This is a genomic window from Pseudomonas sp. GW821-FHT05D12, assembly GCF_059419825.1.
This window is the reverse complement of sequence record NZ_JBWKSN010000016.1, coordinates 1-16,485: the sequence shown is the minus strand read 5'-3', so window position 1 is coordinate 16,485 and position 16,485 is coordinate 1. Positions and strand designations below refer to the sequence as shown.

General features: G+C 62.2%; 14 protein-coding genes. 7 read left to right on the top strand and 7 right to left on the bottom strand.

Translation table 11 applies throughout. The annotated features are described in order from the left end of the window. Positions 1–187: 187 nt before the first annotated feature. Positions 188–922: a phosphoadenylyl-sulfate reductase gene (locus AC07SI_RS25745; protein WP_495006758.1), complete on the bottom strand. Its 735-nt coding sequence runs from the start codon at positions 920–922 to the stop codon at positions 188–190. Positions 923–1,075: 153 nt separating this feature from the next. Between AC07SI_RS25745 and thrH the strand changes: the two genes are divergently transcribed. After that, positions 1,076–1,693, top strand: a complete 618-nt coding sequence (gene thrH / locus AC07SI_RS25740) for a bifunctional phosphoserine phosphatase/homoserine phosphotransferase ThrH (protein ID WP_106802930.1) — start codon at positions 1,076–1,078, stop codon at positions 1,691–1,693. 74 nt (positions 1,694–1,767) lie between these two features. Here the strand turns inward: thrH and AC07SI_RS25735 are convergent, their stop codons facing one another. From AC07SI_RS25735 to rloA, 6 genes are all read right to left on the bottom strand, one after another. Next, complete coding sequence (locus AC07SI_RS25735) at positions 1,768–2,124, bottom strand: helix-turn-helix domain-containing protein (protein WP_106802931.1); 357 nt, start codon at positions 2,122–2,124, stop codon at positions 1,768–1,770. Beyond that, entirely contained in the window at positions 2,124–2,426 is a 303-nt protein-coding gene (locus AC07SI_RS25730; RefSeq protein WP_065909487.1) for a type II toxin-antitoxin system HigB family toxin, read from the bottom strand. Before AC07SI_RS25730 ends, AC07SI_RS25735 begins: the two co-directional genes overlap by 1 nt. Positions 2,427–2,634: 208 nt before the next feature. After that, positions 2,635–3,978, bottom strand: a complete 1,344-nt coding sequence (gene pabB, locus AC07SI_RS25725) for an aminodeoxychorismate synthase component I (RefSeq protein WP_495006757.1) — start codon at positions 3,976–3,978, stop codon at positions 2,635–2,637. 157 nt (positions 3,979–4,135) lie between these two features. Beyond that, positions 4,136–5,122 (bottom strand): alpha-L-glutamate ligase-like protein, encoded by a 987-nt coding sequence (locus AC07SI_RS25720; protein ID WP_106802933.1) that lies wholly within the window; start codon positions 5,120–5,122, stop codon positions 4,136–4,138. Continuing rightward, positions 5,122–6,654: an osmotic stress tolerance membrane protein RloB gene (rloB, locus tag AC07SI_RS25715; protein WP_065909494.1), complete on the bottom strand. Its 1,533-nt coding sequence runs from the start codon at positions 6,652–6,654 to the stop codon at positions 5,122–5,124. Before rloB ends, AC07SI_RS25720 begins: the two co-directional genes overlap by 1 nt. A gap of 5 nt (positions 6,655–6,659) precedes the next feature. Beyond that, complete coding sequence (gene rloA, locus AC07SI_RS25710; RefSeq protein ID WP_065909496.1) at positions 6,660–7,193, bottom strand: retropepsin-like aspartic peptidase RloA; 534 nt, start codon at positions 7,191–7,193, stop codon at positions 6,660–6,662. A 270-nt stretch (positions 7,194–7,463) separates the two neighbouring features. Between rloA and AC07SI_RS25705 the strand changes: the two genes are divergently transcribed. From AC07SI_RS25705 to prpD, 6 genes are all read left to right on the top strand, one after another. Beyond that, complete coding sequence (locus tag AC07SI_RS25705) at positions 7,464–8,168, top strand: GntR family transcriptional regulator (protein ID WP_065909498.1); 705 nt, start codon at positions 7,464–7,466, stop codon at positions 8,166–8,168. A gap of 3 nt (positions 8,169–8,171) precedes the next feature. Further along, positions 8,172–9,065: a methylisocitrate lyase gene (gene prpB / locus AC07SI_RS25700; protein ID WP_065909500.1), complete on the top strand. Its 894-nt coding sequence runs from the start codon at positions 8,172–8,174 to the stop codon at positions 9,063–9,065. Positions 9,066–9,158: 93 nt separating this feature from the next. Next, on the top strand, positions 9,159–10,286 hold the full coding sequence (gene prpC / locus AC07SI_RS25695; RefSeq protein ID WP_120449478.1) for a bifunctional 2-methylcitrate synthase/citrate synthase: 1,128 nt from the start codon (positions 9,159–9,161) through the stop codon (positions 10,284–10,286). 138 nt (positions 10,287–10,424) lie between these two features. Next, positions 10,425–13,019 (top strand): Fe/S-dependent 2-methylisocitrate dehydratase AcnD, encoded by a 2,595-nt coding sequence (gene acnD / locus AC07SI_RS25690; protein WP_495006756.1) that lies wholly within the window; start codon positions 10,425–10,427, stop codon positions 13,017–13,019. 11 nt (positions 13,020–13,030) lie between these two features. Beyond that, positions 13,031–14,221 carry a 2-methylaconitate cis-trans isomerase PrpF gene (gene prpF, locus AC07SI_RS25685; RefSeq protein ID WP_065909506.1) on the top strand — a complete coding sequence of 397 codons (1,191 nt, stop codon included), beginning with the start codon at positions 13,031–13,033 and terminating at the stop codon, positions 14,219–14,221. A 212-nt stretch (positions 14,222–14,433) separates the two neighbouring features. After that, a complete protein-coding gene (prpD, locus tag AC07SI_RS25680) occupies positions 14,434–15,918 on the top strand; it encodes a 2-methylcitrate dehydratase (RefSeq protein ID WP_495006755.1) in 1,485 nt (494 codons plus the stop codon). Positions 15,919–16,485 lie beyond the last annotated feature (567 nt).

The window sequence follows — 16,485 nt, the reverse complement described above, 5'->3', positions numbered from 1 at the left end:
TCGATTCAGGAGGGGAAGGGAAGGGCGTGTCGAGGTGTTACGTTATGGTGCGGGCTCAGAAAAAGTTGCACACATAAATGGCACCGATGGTTACATCTGTGTGTACATGATTGCTGGTAATAAACAACAAATGTAGGGCGGGCTTGCTACGGCGAGCCCGCTCCCAGATTTTTAACCAAGTCGGCCCTCAGGCCTTGCTGATGATGTTCCCGGCGTGCAGCCCGCATTCCTTCTGCGTGGCTTCTTCCCACCACCAGCGGCCTTCGCGCTCGTGCTGGTTCGGCAGCACCGGGCGGGTGCAGGGTTCGCAGCCGATGCTGATGAAGCCGCGTTCGTGCAGGCTGTTGTAGGGCAGTTCGAGCATGCGGATGTAGCCCCAGACTTCTTCGCTGGTCATCTGGGCGAGCGGGTTGAACTTGTACAGGGTGCGTTCCGGGGTGGAAAACGCCGTATCGATTTCGAGTGCCGCCACCTGGCTGCGTGTGCCAGGGCTCTGGTCACGGCGCTGGCCGGTAGCCCAGGCGCTGACGCCCGAGAGCTTGCGACGCAACGGCTCGATCTTGCGCACGCCGCAGCATTCGCCATGGCCGTCCTTGTAGAAGCTGAACAGGCCTTTCTCTTTGACGAAAGGTTCCAGTTTGCTCTGGTCCGGCGAGATCAGTTCGATATCGATCTTGTAGAAATCGCGCACCTGCTCGATGAACCGATAGGTCTCCGGGTGCAGGCGGCCGGTGTCGAGGCTGAACACCTTGACGTTCTTGTTGAGCTTCCAGGCCATGTCCACCAGCACCACGTCCTCGGCGCCGCTGAAGGAAATCCACAGGTCATCAGCGAACTGGCTGAAAGCCAGCTTGAGAATATCCTGGGCGGATTTGTTGGTGTAAGTCGCGGCGAGTTCAGCGACGTCGAAGGCTTGGTTCATCAGGACGGTTCCTACAGGTCAGTGGCGCTGAGCGCTCTATAGGGAAGTGATGGTATCAAAATCCGCCCTGCGTTGCGGCGGCGGGCTTGAATCGCTAGAGTTCGGCAGTCCTTTTTTGCTGGCTCAATTCAATAAAACCAATGGGAGCGTCTTGTGGAAATTGCCTGTCTTGACCTGGAAGGGGTGTTGGTTCCGGAAATCTGGATCGCCTTCGCCGAAAAAACCGGTATTGAATCTTTGCGGGCCACCACCCGGGACATTCCCGACTACGACGTGCTGATGAAGCAACGCCTGCGCATCCTCGACGAACACGGGCTGAAACTCGCAGACATCCAGGAAGTGATCGCCACCCTCAAGCCGCTGGACGGCGCCATTGAGTTCGTCAATTGGCTGCGCGAACGCTTCCAGGTGGTGATCCTGTCCGACACCTTCTACGAGTTCTCGCAGCCGCTGATGCGTCAGCTGGGCTTCCCGACGTTGTTGTGCCACCGCCTCATCACCGACGAAAACGACCGCGTGGTCAGCTATCAACTGCGCCAGAAAGACCCCAAGCGCCAATCGGTGCTGGCGTTCAAGACGCTCTACTACCGCGTGATCGCCGCTGGCGATTCCTACAACGACACCAGCATGCTGGGCGAAGCCGACCGTGGGATTTTGTTCCATGCGCCGGAGAATGTGATTCGTGAGTTCCCGCAATTCCCGGCGGTGCATACGTTCGAGGATTTGAAGAAAGAGTTCATCAAGGCCTCGAATCGGCAGTTGAGCCTGTAACGACTATCCCTGGCAAGCCGGCGCCTGCAGGTCATGTGTAATCCATGTAGGCGCCGGCTTGCTGGTGAAAGATTCTATGCCCCTGCCAGCAGCCGCTCGTAAGGAATGCACAGGCCTTCATGCAAGCGCTTGATCATCGAAAGGCTCAGCTTGCGCTTGTGATTCAGCACTTCGGAAACTCGCCCGCTCGTCCCAATGAAGGGCTCAAGATCACGGGCGGTCATGCCCAGTTGCTCCATGCGAAATTTGATCGCCTCCACCGGGTCCGAAGGCGGCATTGGAAAATGCTCCGCCTCGTACTTTTCGATGAGTATTGCGAGGATTTCCAGCTCGTCACCCTCAGGTGAGCCCATCGCTGCTCCCCAGATCTGTTCCACGCGGGCAAGCGCAGCGGTCAGGTCCTCCTGGGAATGTATCGGTTTGATGTTCATCACACGGTCTCCGCATTGATCTGGTCGTAGTGCGAGTGAGTCCCTACGAAACGTATGAACCCAAGCTGTCGCTGATAATCGATCGCCATGATCACTCGATATTTGTTGCCACCCACGTTGAACACCACCCTGCCGCCCTTGAGAATGCTCGCGGTCCTGAGCTCGGCCTTGAGTGCTTGTGGCGTTGGGTAAACGGCCTTTTCCATATGACGATACAACTCGATCAGCGGCGTTTTGGCGTCTGCCTGGGCGGGATGGCTTTCCCAGAATATTCGTAAGGTAGAGAGGGCGATTATCCGCATCGCTGTAACCTCCCAATTTGGGAGATCATAGGTGCAGGTAGGCAGAGATGCAATCGCGGAAATGATTTCTGACGAGCTGGCAGTCGCTTCATGTGATCCTTCACAGTGGGCTGGTGGACGGTTGACGCTATCCGCCCGCCCATGCGCCGTCCACAACGACTCTGATTCAGGTTTTTGCCAGGGTGGCCAGGAGGCCGGAAAGACCGCCCTACAGGTTTTCCAAAGTGTGTAACAACACCCGTACCTTGGTCAGCGACTCTTGATATTCGGCCTCCCACTGCGAGTCCGCGACGATCCCGCCGCCGCCCCAGCAGCACACCTGCCCGTCCTTGACCAGCAAACTGCGGATGGCGATGGAGCTGTCCATCTCGCCGCGCACGTCCAGGTACACCAGCGAGCCGCAGTACAGGCCGCGTCGGGTCGGTTCCAGCTCGTCGATGATCTGCATTGCGCGAATCTTCGGGGCGCCGGTGATGGAGCCGCCGGGGAAGCTGCCGGCGATCAGGTCGAGGGCATCCTTGGTGTCGGCCAATTCGCCGGTCACGCTGCTCACCAGGTGGTGCACGTTGGGGTAGCTTTCCAGGCTGAACAGTTCCGGGACATGCACCGAGCCGGTACGGCAGGTGCGACCGAGGTCGTTGCGCAGCAGGTCGACGATCATCAGGTTCTCCGCGCGATCCTTGGGGCTGGCCAGCAGTTCGGCGGCGTTGGTCGCGTCTTCCTCTGGCGTGAGGCCCCGGGGGCGGGTGCCCTTGATCGGACGGGTTTCGACGCGGCGCTCGCTGATGTGCACGAAACGCTCCGGCGACAGGCTGAGTAGCGCGCCGTCATCCGGCAGGCTCTGGAACCCTGAGAATGGCGTGGGGCAGGCTTCGCGCAACGCGCAGTAAGCCGCCCAGGGATCGCCGGTGCACGGCGCGCGGAAACGCTGGGCGAAGTTGACCTGGTAGCAGTCGCCGGCCTGGATATAGTCCTGGATGCGCACGATGGCTTGGCGATAGGCCTCGGCGCTGAGGTCCGGCGCCATTGGCCCCTGGAGTTTGAAGGTCGCGGCGGTGTCGACAACGCCCTGGCTGAACAGCGCCGTCAGCCGTTGGCGCTCGCTGTCGGCCAGCGAGGGATGAAACACCAGTTGGCTGGTCTGCTTCAGGTGATCACTGATCAGTGCCCAGGCGTACAGCCCAAAGCGTGCGTCCGGCAGGTGCAAATCGTCCACGGCCAGCTGCGGCATGTGTTCCAGATGCCGGCCAAAGTCGTAACTCAGGTAGCCAATCAGGCCTCCGGCAAACGGCAGCTCCAGACCTTGGGGAATCGCCGCCTCACCCAGCTGTGTCAGGTTTTCGCGTAGACGCTGCAGGAAATCGCTGCCGCTTTCGTCAGGTTGTACCGTCAACGTCGCCAGTGGCCAGGCGCTGAGCACGTCGTAACGACCGCGCTCGGCTGAGGGGCGGCCGCTGTCGAGCAGCACCGCGCCAGGGGCATGGCGGATCGCCGCAAAATACTCGGCGGGGTTGGCCCGGTAGGGCACTGGGTGTACGGAGCAGGTCGACATGCGGGGTGGATCAGCCGTTGGCTTGGAGGGAGGGGATTGTAGTCTTCTGTAGGATCTCGTCCTAGGGGGGATGTCGGGGATAGTTAGATCGAGGACCTATCCTGAGCGCTTCATTGCTACCCAGGCTGCTATCGCCGGCAAGCCGGCGATGATGCCCTCAGCCTTCCACCAGCGGTATATGCCCGAACATCTCCTGCACAAACTTCACTCGCTCCTCGGCGGTTTCCGTCACGCCGGCGGCTTTGAGTGTTTCCAGTCGCGCTTCGACCGCGTGGGTGCGCAGGGTCAGGCCGCAGTCGTTGGCGATCTGGATATTCAGCCCCGGCCGCGCATTCAGTTCCAGAATCAGCGGCCCTTTCTCCTGGTCCAGCACCATGTCCACGCCGATATAACCCAGCCCGCACAGCTCATAGCAGCCGGCCGCGAGCTTCATGAAACCGTCCCAGTTGGGCAGTTGCACGCCATCCACCGCGTTGGTGGTGTCGGGGTGTTTGGTGATGATGTTGTTCAGCCAGGTGCCGCGCAAGGTCAGGCCGGTGGCCAGGTCGACACCCACACCGATCGCGCCCTGGTGCAGGTTGGCCTTGCCGCCGGACTGGCGGGTCGGCAGGCGCAGCATGGCCATTACCGGGTAGCCCATCAGCACGATGATGCGGATATCCGGCACGCCTTCGTAGCTGATGCTCTTGAAGATCTGGTCGGGCACCACGCGGTATTCGATCAGCGCACGGTCGCGGTGGCCGCCCAGGGAGTACAGGCCGGTGAGGATGCTGGAAATCTGGTGCTCGATCTCTTCATGGCTGATGATCTTGCCCGACACCGTGCGGTAGCGGCCCTCAAAACGGTCCGCCACCACCAGGATGCCGTCGCCGCCGGCGCCCTGCGCCGGCTTGATCACGAAGTCGCTGCGCCCGCCGATGATCTCGTCGAGCTTGTCGATTTCCTTCTCGGTGGAAATCACCCCGTACATTTCCGGCACGTGGATGCCGGCAGCCATGGCCCGTTCCTTGGTAATGATCTTGTCATCCACGATCGGGTACAGGCTGCGCTTGTTGTACTTGAGCACGTAGTCGGCATTACGCCGGTTGATGCCCATGATCCCCCGCGCTTCGAGGGCCTTCCAGGTCTTCCAGAAGCCGAACATTACGAGTCAGCCTTCAGGAAAGCCTTGAAGCGCACCAGTTCGGTCAGGCGGTAGCCGCGATAACGCCCCATGGCCAGCATGAAGCCCACCAGGATCAGCAGGATCGCCGGGAAGGTGAACACGAAGTAGACCAGCTCCGGCACGCTCATGATCAGGTGCGCCAGGGAGGCGGCGAACAGCGTGCCGATCGCGACTTTCAGCGCATGGTTGGCGCCGCGTTCTTCCCAGGTGATCGACAGTCGTTCGATGGTCATGGTCAGGATCACCATCGGGAACAGCGCCACCGACAGGCCGCGCTCAAGCCCCAGCTTGTGGCTGAACAGGCTGATGGCGGCGATCAGCACCACCACGAAGGTCAGCACCACCGAGAGCCTCGGCAGCATCTGCAGCTTCAAGTGTTCCAGGTAGGAACGCAGGGACAGCCCCAGCGCGGTAATAATGGTGAACAGCACAATCCCGAAGCCCAACTGCGTCTCGCGGAACGCCAGGGCGATCAGCACCGGCGTGAACGTGCCGAGGGTCTGCAGGCCGATCAGGTTGCGCAGGATCAGGATCACCAGCACGCCGATCGGGATCATCACCATGATCATGAAGGTCTGCTGGGTTTGCAGCGGCAAGCCGTACAGCGAGTACTCGAGGAAGTTGGCGTCGGTGTTCTCGTCGGTCAGCTTGGCCAGGCGAATGGCGTTCATCTCGCTGTTGTTCAGGCTGAAGGTGACCATGGCTTTCTTGCCGCCATCCACGGTGATCAGGTTTTCATCGCCGGTCCACCACAGCAGGCGGTCGGCGGGCAGGCCTTGCTCGCCGGTCTCCGGGTTGAAGTACAGCCAGTCATTGCCATTGAAGCTGCGCAGCCACAGTTCCGGGGCTTGCGGCTGGTCGGCCACCAGGCGAATGGTGTGGACTTTTTCCACCGGCACATGGGCGATGGACAGCAGCAACTCGACGATCTTGGCCTTGTGCGGCGTCGACGGGTCGCCCGCCAGCAGCAGCTTGACGTTGTCGTCGTTGAGGTTGTTGGTGCGCTTGATGGCTTCGCTGATAAAGGTCTCGACGTCGGCCGAGTGCTGGCGAATCGGCGCCAGCAGGGCTTCGGCGGCGATTTTTTCCGGGCCTTCCACGGCAATGCTGTCGCGGAAGGTCGGGCCCTTGACCTTGACCTTTTCGCCGCTGTAGCGCTTGGTCAATACCAGGCGATAGTAGAGGGTCTGGTTGCCCTTGGCCCGACGCGCGGACCAGGTGACCTTGCGGTTGCCGTCGATGCGATTGACGCTCACCCCATAGTTATTGGAGATGAAGCTTTCATTGAGGCTGACGAAGTCGCGGCTCAGCGGCGGCACGAACATCTGGATCTTCACCGGGTCCTTGGGGTTGGCGACGAACTCGACCTTGGCGTCGATGTTCCACAAGTCGTCAGTGGCGTCCTCGGTAACGGGAATCCCCAGCACGAAGATCTGGTAGGCGGTGACCGAAATACCCAGCACCACCAGGATGGTGATGAGGATTTTCAGGTGCAGGGTCAGAGAGCGCATTCGGTTTACTCGGCGGTATGAGCGTCGGCGGCGCAGGCGGGTTTGCCTGCTGCATATTTAAGACTGGGGTCGACCAGCGCATCAAAGCGTTTCAACGCTTCGGAGCCGATCAGCAGCGGGTATTGGAAGGCGCTGCGGTCAGTCAAGTTCACTTCGATGCTGCGTAAAGCGGTGCCCATGCAGATGTCGAGCGCAATCACCGGGCGGGCAGTGTAGTTCTTGTCCTCATCGGGGTCGTAGTCACCGGCGCGGCGCTTGATCTTGCTGACGCGGGCCAGGGGGCGTTCGATGGGATGGGAGTGGGCGGTGTCGATCGCCAGGTAGAAGCGCACCCAGGACTCGCCGTTGCGCTTGAAGCGCTTGATGTCACGGGCGCTGAGGGACGCGGTCTTGGCGCCCGTGTCCAGCTTGGCCGCGACTTCGAGGTCGATGCCGGCCAATTGGGCGTATTCGTTGAGGCCATACACGGTCTTCTCGGCGGCAATGCCAAGACCGGGGACGAACAGTAGGCAAAACAGGGGGAAGGGCTTGAGTCTCATAGATCCTGAGGCGGTGCAGTGCGATGTTCCATTCATGGCGACTGGCATTGCTGCTCAATCTCTGGTGCGCCGTTTCATCAAGCGATGTCAGGCAAATGCGGCGGGCATTCTAACATGATGCTTTTTTGGCGCCAGCGCTGGCAGCCGGCCATGCCGGGGGCGGGTGCATCAAGGGTTATTAGACGATTGTCGACAATGTGGATTTATTCTTTGACTAAGCAGGCCTGATTAGCTAGTTTTTGCGGCATTGCTTTTGAAGGTGTCGACAATATGCTGGGTCAGCCAGAAGCTCCGATAATCGCGTCGGACGAATCCCAAACGATGTCGGAGAACGTCTTTCGCCGTATCCAGGCCGCCATCGTCAAGGGTGAGATCGCCCCCGGCAGCAAGATTTCCGAGCCGGAACTGGCGCGCACTTACGGCATCAGCCGTGGCCCGTTGCGCGAGGCGATCCACCGCCTGGAAGGCCAGCGCCTGCTGGTGCGCGTGCCCCACGTGGGCGCCCGGGTCGTGTCGTTGAGCCATGCCGAGCTGATCGAACTGTATGAAATCCGCGAGTCGCTGGAAGGCATGGCGTGTCGCCTGGCCGCCGAGCGCATGACCGACGCGGAAATCGAGGAGTTGCGCCAGGTGCTGCACACCCATGAGCGCGACGAAGCGTTCCAGGCCGGCCTCGGCTACTACCAGCAGGAAGGCGACTTCGATTTTCATTACCGGATAATTCAAGGCGCCGGTAATCGCACCCTGACCCAAATGCTCTGCGGCGAGCTGTACCAATTGGTGCGCATGTACCGCATCCAGTTTTCCGCCACCCCCAATCGTCCACGCCAGGCCTTCGCCGAGCACCATCGCATCCTGGATGCGATTGCTGACCGCGACGGCGAACTGGCCGAATTGTTGATGCGCCGGCACATCGGCGCTTCCAAACGCAACATTGCCCGTCATTTCCCCGACGGCGCCCCCCTGAAGAGGTGAGTCATGAGTTCTAACAACAAAAGCACTCCAGGCCAGCGTTTCCGTGACGCGGTCGCCAGCGAGCAGCCGCTGCAGGTGGTCGGTGCAATCAACGCCAACCACGCGCTGCTGGCCAAGCGCGCCGGTTTCAAGGCGATCTACCTGTCGGGTGGCGGGGTGGCTGCCGGTTCCCTGGGCGTGCCGGACCTGGGCATCACCGGCCTGGACGACGTACTCACCGACGTGCGCCGCATCACCGACGTGTGCGACCTGCCGCTGCTGGTGGACGTGGACACCGGCTTCGGCTCCTCGGCGTTCAACGTGGCGCGCACCGTCAAGTCGATGATCAAGTTTGGCGCCGCCGCCATCCACATCGAAGACCAGGTGGGCGCCAAGCGCTGCGGTCATCGTCCTAATAAAGAAATCGTGTCGCAGCAGGAAATGGTCGACCGCATCAAGGCCGCCGTGGATGCACGCACCGATGACAGCTTCGTGATCATGGCGCGCACCGACGCGCTGGCCGTCGAAGGCCTGGAATCGGCCCTGGAGCGTGCCGCCGCGTGCATCGAGGCCGGCGCCGACATGGTGTTTCCGGAAGCCATCACCGAGTTGGACATGTACAAGCTGTTCGCCTCCCGCGTGAAAGCCCCGATCCTGGCCAACATCACCGAGTTCGGTGCGACCCCGCTGTACACCGTCGAACAGTTGAAATCTGCCGATGTTTCCATCGTGCTGTACCCGCTCTCGGCTTTCCGCGCCATGAACAAGGCCGCCGAGAATGTCTACACCGCGATCCGTCGCGACGGCACCCAACAGAACGTGATCGACACCATGCAAACCCGCATGGAGCTTTACGATCGCATCGACTACCACACCTTCGAGCAGAAGCTCGACGCACTGTTTGCCGCGAAAAAGTAATGCCTGCCAACCCTGCAGGAGCCGGCAAACCGGCTCCTGCAGGGTCGAGGTTGACGAACGCCTCCCGAATAAATTCAAGATTGGAGAACAGACATGGCTGAAGCAAAAGTACTGAGTGGCGCTGGCCTGCGTGGCCAGGTGGCCGGGCAGACCGCACTGTCGACCGTGGGCCAGGCGGGTGCCGGCCTGACCTATCGCGGCTACGACGTGCGCGAACTGGCCGCCGATGCGCAGTTTGAAGAAGTTGCCTACCTGCTGCTGTACGGCGAGTTGCCGACCAAAGCCGAGCTGGCCGCCTACAGCGCCAAGCTGGGCAAGCTGCGCGACCTGCCGCAAGCGTTGAAAGAAGTGCTGGAGCGCATCCCCGCTGACGCACACCCGATGGACGTGATGCGCACCGGTTGCTCGTTCCTGGGCAATATCGAACCCGAAAAAGACTTCAGCGTGCAGCGCGACGTGACCGATCGCCTGCTCGCCGCGTTCCCGGCGATCATGTGCTACTGGTACCGCTTCAGCCACGACGGCAAGCGCATCGACTGCGTGACCGAAGAGCCAACCATTGGCGGCCACTTCCTGCACCTGCTGCACGGCAAGAAGCCGAGCGAGCTGCACGTGAAAGTCATGAACGTGTCGCTGATCCTCTACGCCGAGCACGAGTTCAACGCCTCGACCTTCACCGCCCGCGTGTGTGCCTCGACCCTGTCCGACCTGTATTCCTGCGTCACCGCCGCCATCGGCTCGCTGCGTGGCCCGCTGCACGGCGGCGCCAACGAAGCGGCGATGGAAATGATCGAGCGCTTCGGTTCGGCCGAGGAAGCTGTCGAAGGCACCCTCGGCATGCTGGCGCGCAAGGACAAGATCATGGGCTTTGGCCACGCGATCTACAAAGACAGCGACCCGCGTAATGAAGTGATCAAGGGCTGGTCGAAAAAACTCGCCGACGAAGTAGGCGACAAGGTGCTGTTCCCGGTGTCCGAAGCCATCGACAAGACCATGTGGGAGCAGAAAAAGCTGTTCCCGAATGCCGACTTCTACCATGCCTCGGCGTACCACTTCATGGGCATCCCGACCAAGCTGTTCACGCCGATCTTCGTGTGCTCGCGCCTCACTGGCTGGGCTGCGCACGTGTTCGAACAGCGCGCCAACAACCGCATCATCCGTCCGAGCGCCGAGTACATCGGCGTCGAGCAGCGCAAGTTCGTGCCAATCGAACGTCGCTGAGTGAGGTAACCGGCTATCCGGGAATGGGTATGAGGTCAAGTGTGGGAGGGGGCTTGCCCCCTCCCACATTTTGATCACATTCCAATTCTGGATCTGCTTCGGTTCTTCTTTTGTAACTACCGTGACCGAGTCCTGATGATGAACACTGAATTTCGCAAACCGCTCCCCGGCAGCCGCCTGGATTTCTACGACGCCCGCGCGGCTGTCGATGCAATCAGCCCCGGTGCCTACGCCACCTTGCCCTACACCTCCCGCGTGCTTGCGGAGAACCTGGTACGCCGTTGCGACCCGGCAACTCTCAACGCCTCCCTGAGCCAATTGATCGAGCGCAAGCGCGACCTCGATTTCCCGTGGTTTCCGGCGCGTGTGGTGTGCCATGACATCCTCGGCCAGACCGCGCTGGTGGACCTCGCCGGCCTGCGCGATGCCATCGCCCTGCAAGGCGGCGACCCGGCCCAGGTCAACCCGGTGGTGCCGACTCAGCTGATCGTCGATCACTCCCTGGCGGTCGAAGCCGGTGGTTTTGACCCGGACGCCTTCGAGAAAAACCGCGCCATCGAAGACCGCCGCAACGAAGACCGTTTCCACTTTATCGAGTGGACCAAAAAGGCCTTCAAGAACGTCGACGTGATCCCGCCAGGCAACGGCATCATGCACCAGATCAACCTGGAGAAAATGTCCCCGGTGATCCAGGTGCGCGACGGCGTGGCCTTCCCCGACACTTGCGTCGGCACCGACAGCCATACCCCACACGTGGATGCCCTCGGCGTGATCGCCATCGGCGTCGGCGGCCTGGAAGCCGAGAGCGTGATGCTCGGTCGCGCGTCGTGGATGCGCCTGCCGGAAATCATCGGTGTAGAGCTGACCGGCAAGCTGCTGCCGGGCATCACCGCCACCGACATGGTGCTGGCGTTGACCGAGTTCCTGCGTCACCAGAAAGTCGTCGGTGCGTGGCTGGAATTTTTCGGCGAAGGCGCCTCGAAGCTGACCCTGGGCGACCGCGCGACCATCTCCAACATGGCGCCGGAATACGGCGCCACCGCGGCCATGTTCTATATCGATCAGCAAACCATCGCCTACCTGAAACTCACTGGCCGCGAAGACGAGCAAGTCACCCTGGTCGAGCAGTACGCTCGCCACACCGGCTTGTGGGGCGATGACCTCAAGGGCGCGCAATACGAGCGCGGCCTGACCTTCGACCTGTCCAGCGTCGTGCGCAATATGGCCGGCCCGAGCAACCCGCACGCCCGCGTCGCTACGCGCGACCTGGCTGCCAAAGGCATTTCCGGCCAATGGGATGAAGTGCCGGGGCAAATGCCCGACGGCGCGGTGATCATCGCCGCCATCACCAGTTGCACCAACACCAGCAACCCGCGCAACGTGATCGCTGCCGGCCTGCTGGCGCGCAACGCCAACAAGCTCGGCTTGACGCGCAAACCGTGGGTCAAGTCGTCGCTGGCCCCGGGCTCGAAAACCGTGGCCATGTACCTGGAAGAAGCCGGCCTGGGCCATGAGCTGGAAAAGCTTGGCTTCGGCGTGGTGGCCTTCGCCTGCACCACCTGCAACGGCATGTCCGGTGCACTCGATCCGGTGATCCAGCAGGAAATCATCGACCGCGACCTGTACGCCACCGCCGTGCTGTCGGGCAACCGCAACTTCGACGGGCGCATCCACCCGTACGCCAAGCAAGCGTTCCTGGCCTCACCGCCGCTGGTGGTGGCGTACGCGATTGCCGGCACCATCCGTTTCGACATCGAAAAGGATGTGCTGGGCTTGGACGCCGAGGGCAAGGAAATCCGCCTGCAGGACATCTGGCCAAGCGATGAAGAAATCGACGCCGTGGTCAAGGCCTCGGTCAAGCCGGAGCAATTCCGCGCCGTGTACATCCCGATGTTCGCCATCCACGAAGACACCGGCCCCAAAGTGGCGCCGCTGTACGAGTGGCGCCCGCAGAGCACCTATATCCGCCGTCCGCCGTATTGGGAGGGCGCCCTGGCCGGTGCCCGTCCGCTCAAGGGCATGCGTCCGCTGGCGGTGCTGCCGGACAACATCACCACCGATCACCTGTCGCCGTCCAACGCGATCATGCTCGACAGCGCCGCCGGCGAATACCTGGCGAAGATGGGCCTGCCGGAAGTCGACTTCAACTCGTACGCGACGCACCGTGGCGACCACCTGACCGCGCAGCGCGCGACGTTCGCCAACCCGAAACTGTTCAATGAAATGGTGCAGGAGAACGGCAAGGTCAAGCAGGGTTCGCTGGCGCGTATCGAGCCGGAAGGCCAGGTCACACGGATGTGGGAAGCCATCGAAACCTACATGGAACGCAAGCAACCGCTGATCATCATTGCCGGCGCCGACTACGGCCAGGGCTCGTCCCGCGACTGGGCGGCCAAGGGCGTGCGCCTGGCCGGTGTGGAAGCGATTGCCGCCGAAGGCTTCGAGCGCATCCACCGCACCAACCTGGTGGGCATGGGCGTGTTGCCGCTGGAATTCCTGCCGGGCACCGACCGCCACACCCTGCAGATCGACGGCAGCGAAACCTATGACGTGGTCGGCGAGCGCACCCCGCGTGCGCGGCTGACCCTGGTGATCAACCGCAAGAATGGCGAACGTGTCGAAGTGCCGGTGACCTGCCGCCTGGACACCGCCGAAGAAGTGTCGATCTACGAGGCGGGCGGCGTGTTGCAACGTTTTGCCCAGGACTTCCTGGAATCGGCGGCGACCGCCTGAAGAGGATAACCATGGCACACGCAGCGCAAATCAAGATCCCCGCCACCTACATGCGTGGCGGCACCAGCAAGGGCGTGTTTTTCAGCCTCAAGGACCTGCCCGAAGCGGCACAGGTGCCGGGCGCCGCACGCGATGCCTTGCTGTTACGGGTCATCGGCAGCCCCGACCCCTATGACAAACAGATCGATGGCATGGGCGGCGCCACGTCGAGCACCAGCAAGAGCGTGATCCTCGCCAAAAGCACCCGCGCCGATCACGACGTGGACTACCTGTTTGGCCAGGTCTCCATCGACAAGCCGTTTGTCGACTGGAGTGGCAACTGCGGCAACCTGTCGGCGGCAGTCGGCTCGTTCGCCATCAGCGCCGGGTTGGTCGACCCGGCGCGCGTGCCTCACAACGGCGTGGCCGTGGTGCGGGTGTGGCAGGCCAATATCGGCAAGACCATCATCGCCCACGTGCCGATCACTGACGGCGCGGTGCAGGAGACCGGCGATTTCGAGCTGGATGGCGTGACCTTTCCGGCTGCCGAAGTGCAGCTGGAGTTCATCGATCCGGCGGCGGAAGAAGAGGGCGGTGGTGGCTCGATGTTCCCTACCGGCAACCTGGTCGACGACCTCGAAGTTCCGGGTATCGGCACCTTCAAGGCGACATTGATCAACGCCGGCATCCCGACGATTTTCATCAATGCCGAAGACCTCGGCTACACCGGCACCGAGCTGCAGGGCGCGATCAACAGTGACCCCAAGGCGCTGGCGATGTTCGAAACCGTGCGCGCCCATGGCGCGTTGCGCATGGGCCTGATCAAGCACCTGGACGAAGCCGCCCAGCGTCAACACACGCCGAAGGTCGCGTTTGTGGCTAAACCTGCGGATTACGTGGCGTCCAGCGGCAAGGCGATCAAGGCCGGCGATGTGGATTTGCTGGTGCGCGCACTGTCCATGGGCAAGCTGCACCACGCGATGATGGGCACCGCCGCGGTGGCGATCGGCACGGCAGCGGCGATTTCCGGCACGCTGGTCAACCTCGCTGCAGGCGGCATCGAGCGTAATGCCGTGCGCTTCGGGCATCCGTCCGGCACCTTGCGCGTCGGCGCGGAAGCGACCCAGGTGAACGGTGAGTGGGTCGTGAAAAAAGCCATCATGAGCCGCAGTGCGCGGGTATTGATGGAAGGCTGGGTGCGCATTCCCGGCGACGCTTTCTAACGTCAACACCGCTCCCTTGTGGGAGCGGGCTTGCCCGCGATGACGGCGTGTCAGGCCACACTTGTCTGAACTGACAAACCGCTATCGCCGGCAAGCCAGCGCCTGCAAAGGGGGCGAGGATTTGCGTAGGACCAAGGCAGGCAATCAGACCTGCCATGACACATCAACCTGACCCTGAGGATGGAACAACCCCTAACTTTTGGAGAACTGCCATGAGCGCCAACGTCGACCAGAACAACCGCCCTGACTACGACCAGGTGTTGCAGGACATCGCCGACTACGTCCTCGATTACCGGATCGATTCCGAGGCGGCACTGGACACCGCCCGCAACTGCCTGATGGACACCCTCGGTTGCGGGCTGCTGGCCCTGCGTTTCCCCGAGTGCACCAAGCACCTGGGGCCGATGGTCGAGGGCACGGTGGTGCCGTTCGGCGCGCGGGTGCCGGGCACGTCGTTTCGCCTCGACCCGGTCAAGGCGGCCTGGGACATCGGTTGCATCGTGCGCTGGCTCGACTACAACGACACCTGGCTCGCCGCCGAGTGGGGCCACCCGTCGGATAACCTCGGCGGCATCCTGGCCGTGGCCGATCACCTCTCGCAGAAACGCGTGGCCAATGGCGATACGCCGCTGACCGTGCGCGCGGTGCTGGAAGCGATGATCATGGCGCATGAGATCCAGGGCGTGATTGCCCTGGAAAACTCCTTCAACCGCGTCGGCCTTGACCATGTGCTGCTGGTGAAAGTCGCCTCGACGGCCGTCACCGCCAAGCTGATGGGCGCCAATCGCGAACAACTGCTGGCGGCGCTGTCTCACGCCTTTGTCGATGGCCAGGCCTTGCGCACCTACCGCCATGCGCCGAACGCCGGCTCGCGCAAATCCTGGGCGGCGGGGGACGCGTCGAGCCGTGGCGTACGCTTGGCGGACATCGCCCTGCGCGGTGAGATGGGCATCCCCGGTGTGCTGAGTGCGCCGCAGTGGGGGTTCTACGATGTGCTGTTCAGCCACACCAACAAGGACCTGGCCCTCAAGCCCGAAGACAAGCGTGCGTTCAGCCTGTCCCAGCCGTATGGCACCTATGTGATGGAGAACGTGCTGTTCAAAATCAGCTTCCCCGCCGAGTTCCACGCGCAAACCGCCTGCGAGGCGGCGGTGACCTTGCACCCGCAGGTCAAGGAGCGCCTGCACCAGATCGAACGCATCGTGATCACCACGCATGAGTCGGCGATTCGCATCATTTCCAAAGTCGGCCCACTGGCCAACGCCGCCGACCGTGACCACTGCCTGCAATACATGACCGCCGTGCCGCTGGTGTTCGGCGACCTGGTGGCCGAGCAGTACGAAGATGACTTCCACGCGGCGCACCCGATCATCGATGAACTGCGCGACAAGATGGTCATCGTCGAAGACCCACGCTACAGCCGCGAATACCTGGAAGCCGACAAGCGCTCGATCGCCAACGCAGTGCAGGTGTTTTTCAAGGACGGCTCCAGCACCGAGCAGGTCGCGGTGGAATACCCGATCGGACATCGTCGGCGTCGGGTGGACGGCATTCCGTTACTGGAGGACAAGTTCAAGGCCAACCTGGCCACACGCTTCACCGCGCAGCGCAGCGCCGAGATTTTTGCCTTGTGCAAAGACCAGGCACGGCTTGAAGCCACACCGGTAAACCGGTTTGTCGATTTATTCGTGATCTAGCCAGCGTGTCGGACCCGGCTTGTGTGGGAGCCGGGCTTGCCCGCGATGGCATCGCCTCGATACTTCTGATGTACCGAGGTGAATGCATCGCAGGCAAGCCAGCTCCCACAGGTGGTCGGTGTCGTGCAGACGGGCTTGCAGGCACGCCGGTAAACCGGTTTGTCGATTTGTTCGTGATCTAGCCAGCGTGTCGGACCCAGCTTGTGTGAGAGCCGGGCTTGCCCGCGATGGCATCGCCTCGATACTTCTGGGGCACCGAGGTGAATTCATCGCAGGCAAGCCAGCTCCCACAGGTGGTCGGTGCCGGACCCGGCTTGTGTGGGAGCCGGGCTTGCCCGCGATGGCATCGCCTCGATTCCCTGGGGACCGAGGTGAATTGATCGCAGGCAAGCCAGCTCCCACAAGTGGTCGGTGTCGTGCACACGGGCTTGCAGCCACACCGGTAAACCGTTTTGTCGATTTGTGGTGATCTAAAAAGCACCATCGATCCAATGTGGGAGCGGGGGGGGGGGGGGGGGGGGGGGGGGGGGGGGGGGGGGGGGGGGGGGGGGGGGGGGGGGGGGGGGG

Excerpts from the sequence above, each read along its gene's own strand:
- prpB (WP_065909500.1), top strand. The coding sequence starts at position 8,172 with ATGAGTTCTAACAACAAAAGCACTCCAGGCCAGCGTTTCCGTGACGCG.
- AC07SI_RS25745 (WP_495006758.1), bottom strand. The coding sequence starts at position 922 with ATGAACCAAGCCTTCGACGTCGCTGAACTCGCCGCGACTTACACCAAC.
- prpD (WP_495006755.1), top strand. The coding sequence starts at position 14,434 with ATGAGCGCCAACGTCGACCAGAACAACCGCCCTGACTACGACCAGGTG.
- AC07SI_RS25705 (WP_065909498.1), top strand. The coding sequence starts at position 7,464 with ATGCTGGGTCAGCCAGAAGCTCCGATAATCGCGTCGGACGAATCCCAA.
- pabB (WP_495006757.1), bottom strand. The coding sequence starts at position 3,978 with ATGTCGACCTGCTCCGTACACCCAGTGCCCTACCGGGCCAACCCCGCC.
- prpC (WP_120449478.1), top strand. The coding sequence starts at position 9,159 with ATGGCTGAAGCAAAAGTACTGAGTGGCGCTGGCCTGCGTGGCCAGGTG.
- prpF (WP_065909506.1), top strand. The coding sequence starts at position 13,031 with ATGGCACACGCAGCGCAAATCAAGATCCCCGCCACCTACATGCGTGGC.
- rloA (WP_065909496.1), bottom strand. The coding sequence starts at position 7,193 with ATGAGACTCAAGCCCTTCCCCCTGTTTTGCCTACTGTTCGTCCCCGGT.
- rloB (WP_065909494.1), bottom strand. The coding sequence starts at position 6,654 with ATGCGCTCTCTGACCCTGCACCTGAAAATCCTCATCACCATCCTGGTG.
- AC07SI_RS25730 (WP_065909487.1), bottom strand. The coding sequence starts at position 2,426 with ATGCGGATAATCGCCCTCTCTACCTTACGAATATTCTGGGAAAGCCAT.
- AC07SI_RS25735 (WP_106802931.1), bottom strand. The coding sequence starts at position 2,124 with ATGAACATCAAACCGATACATTCCCAGGAGGACCTGACCGCTGCGCTT.
- acnD (WP_495006756.1), top strand. The coding sequence starts at position 10,425 with ATGAACACTGAATTTCGCAAACCGCTCCCCGGCAGCCGCCTGGATTTC.
- AC07SI_RS25720 (WP_106802933.1), bottom strand. The coding sequence starts at position 5,122 with ATGTTCGGCTTCTGGAAGACCTGGAAGGCCCTCGAAGCGCGGGGGATC.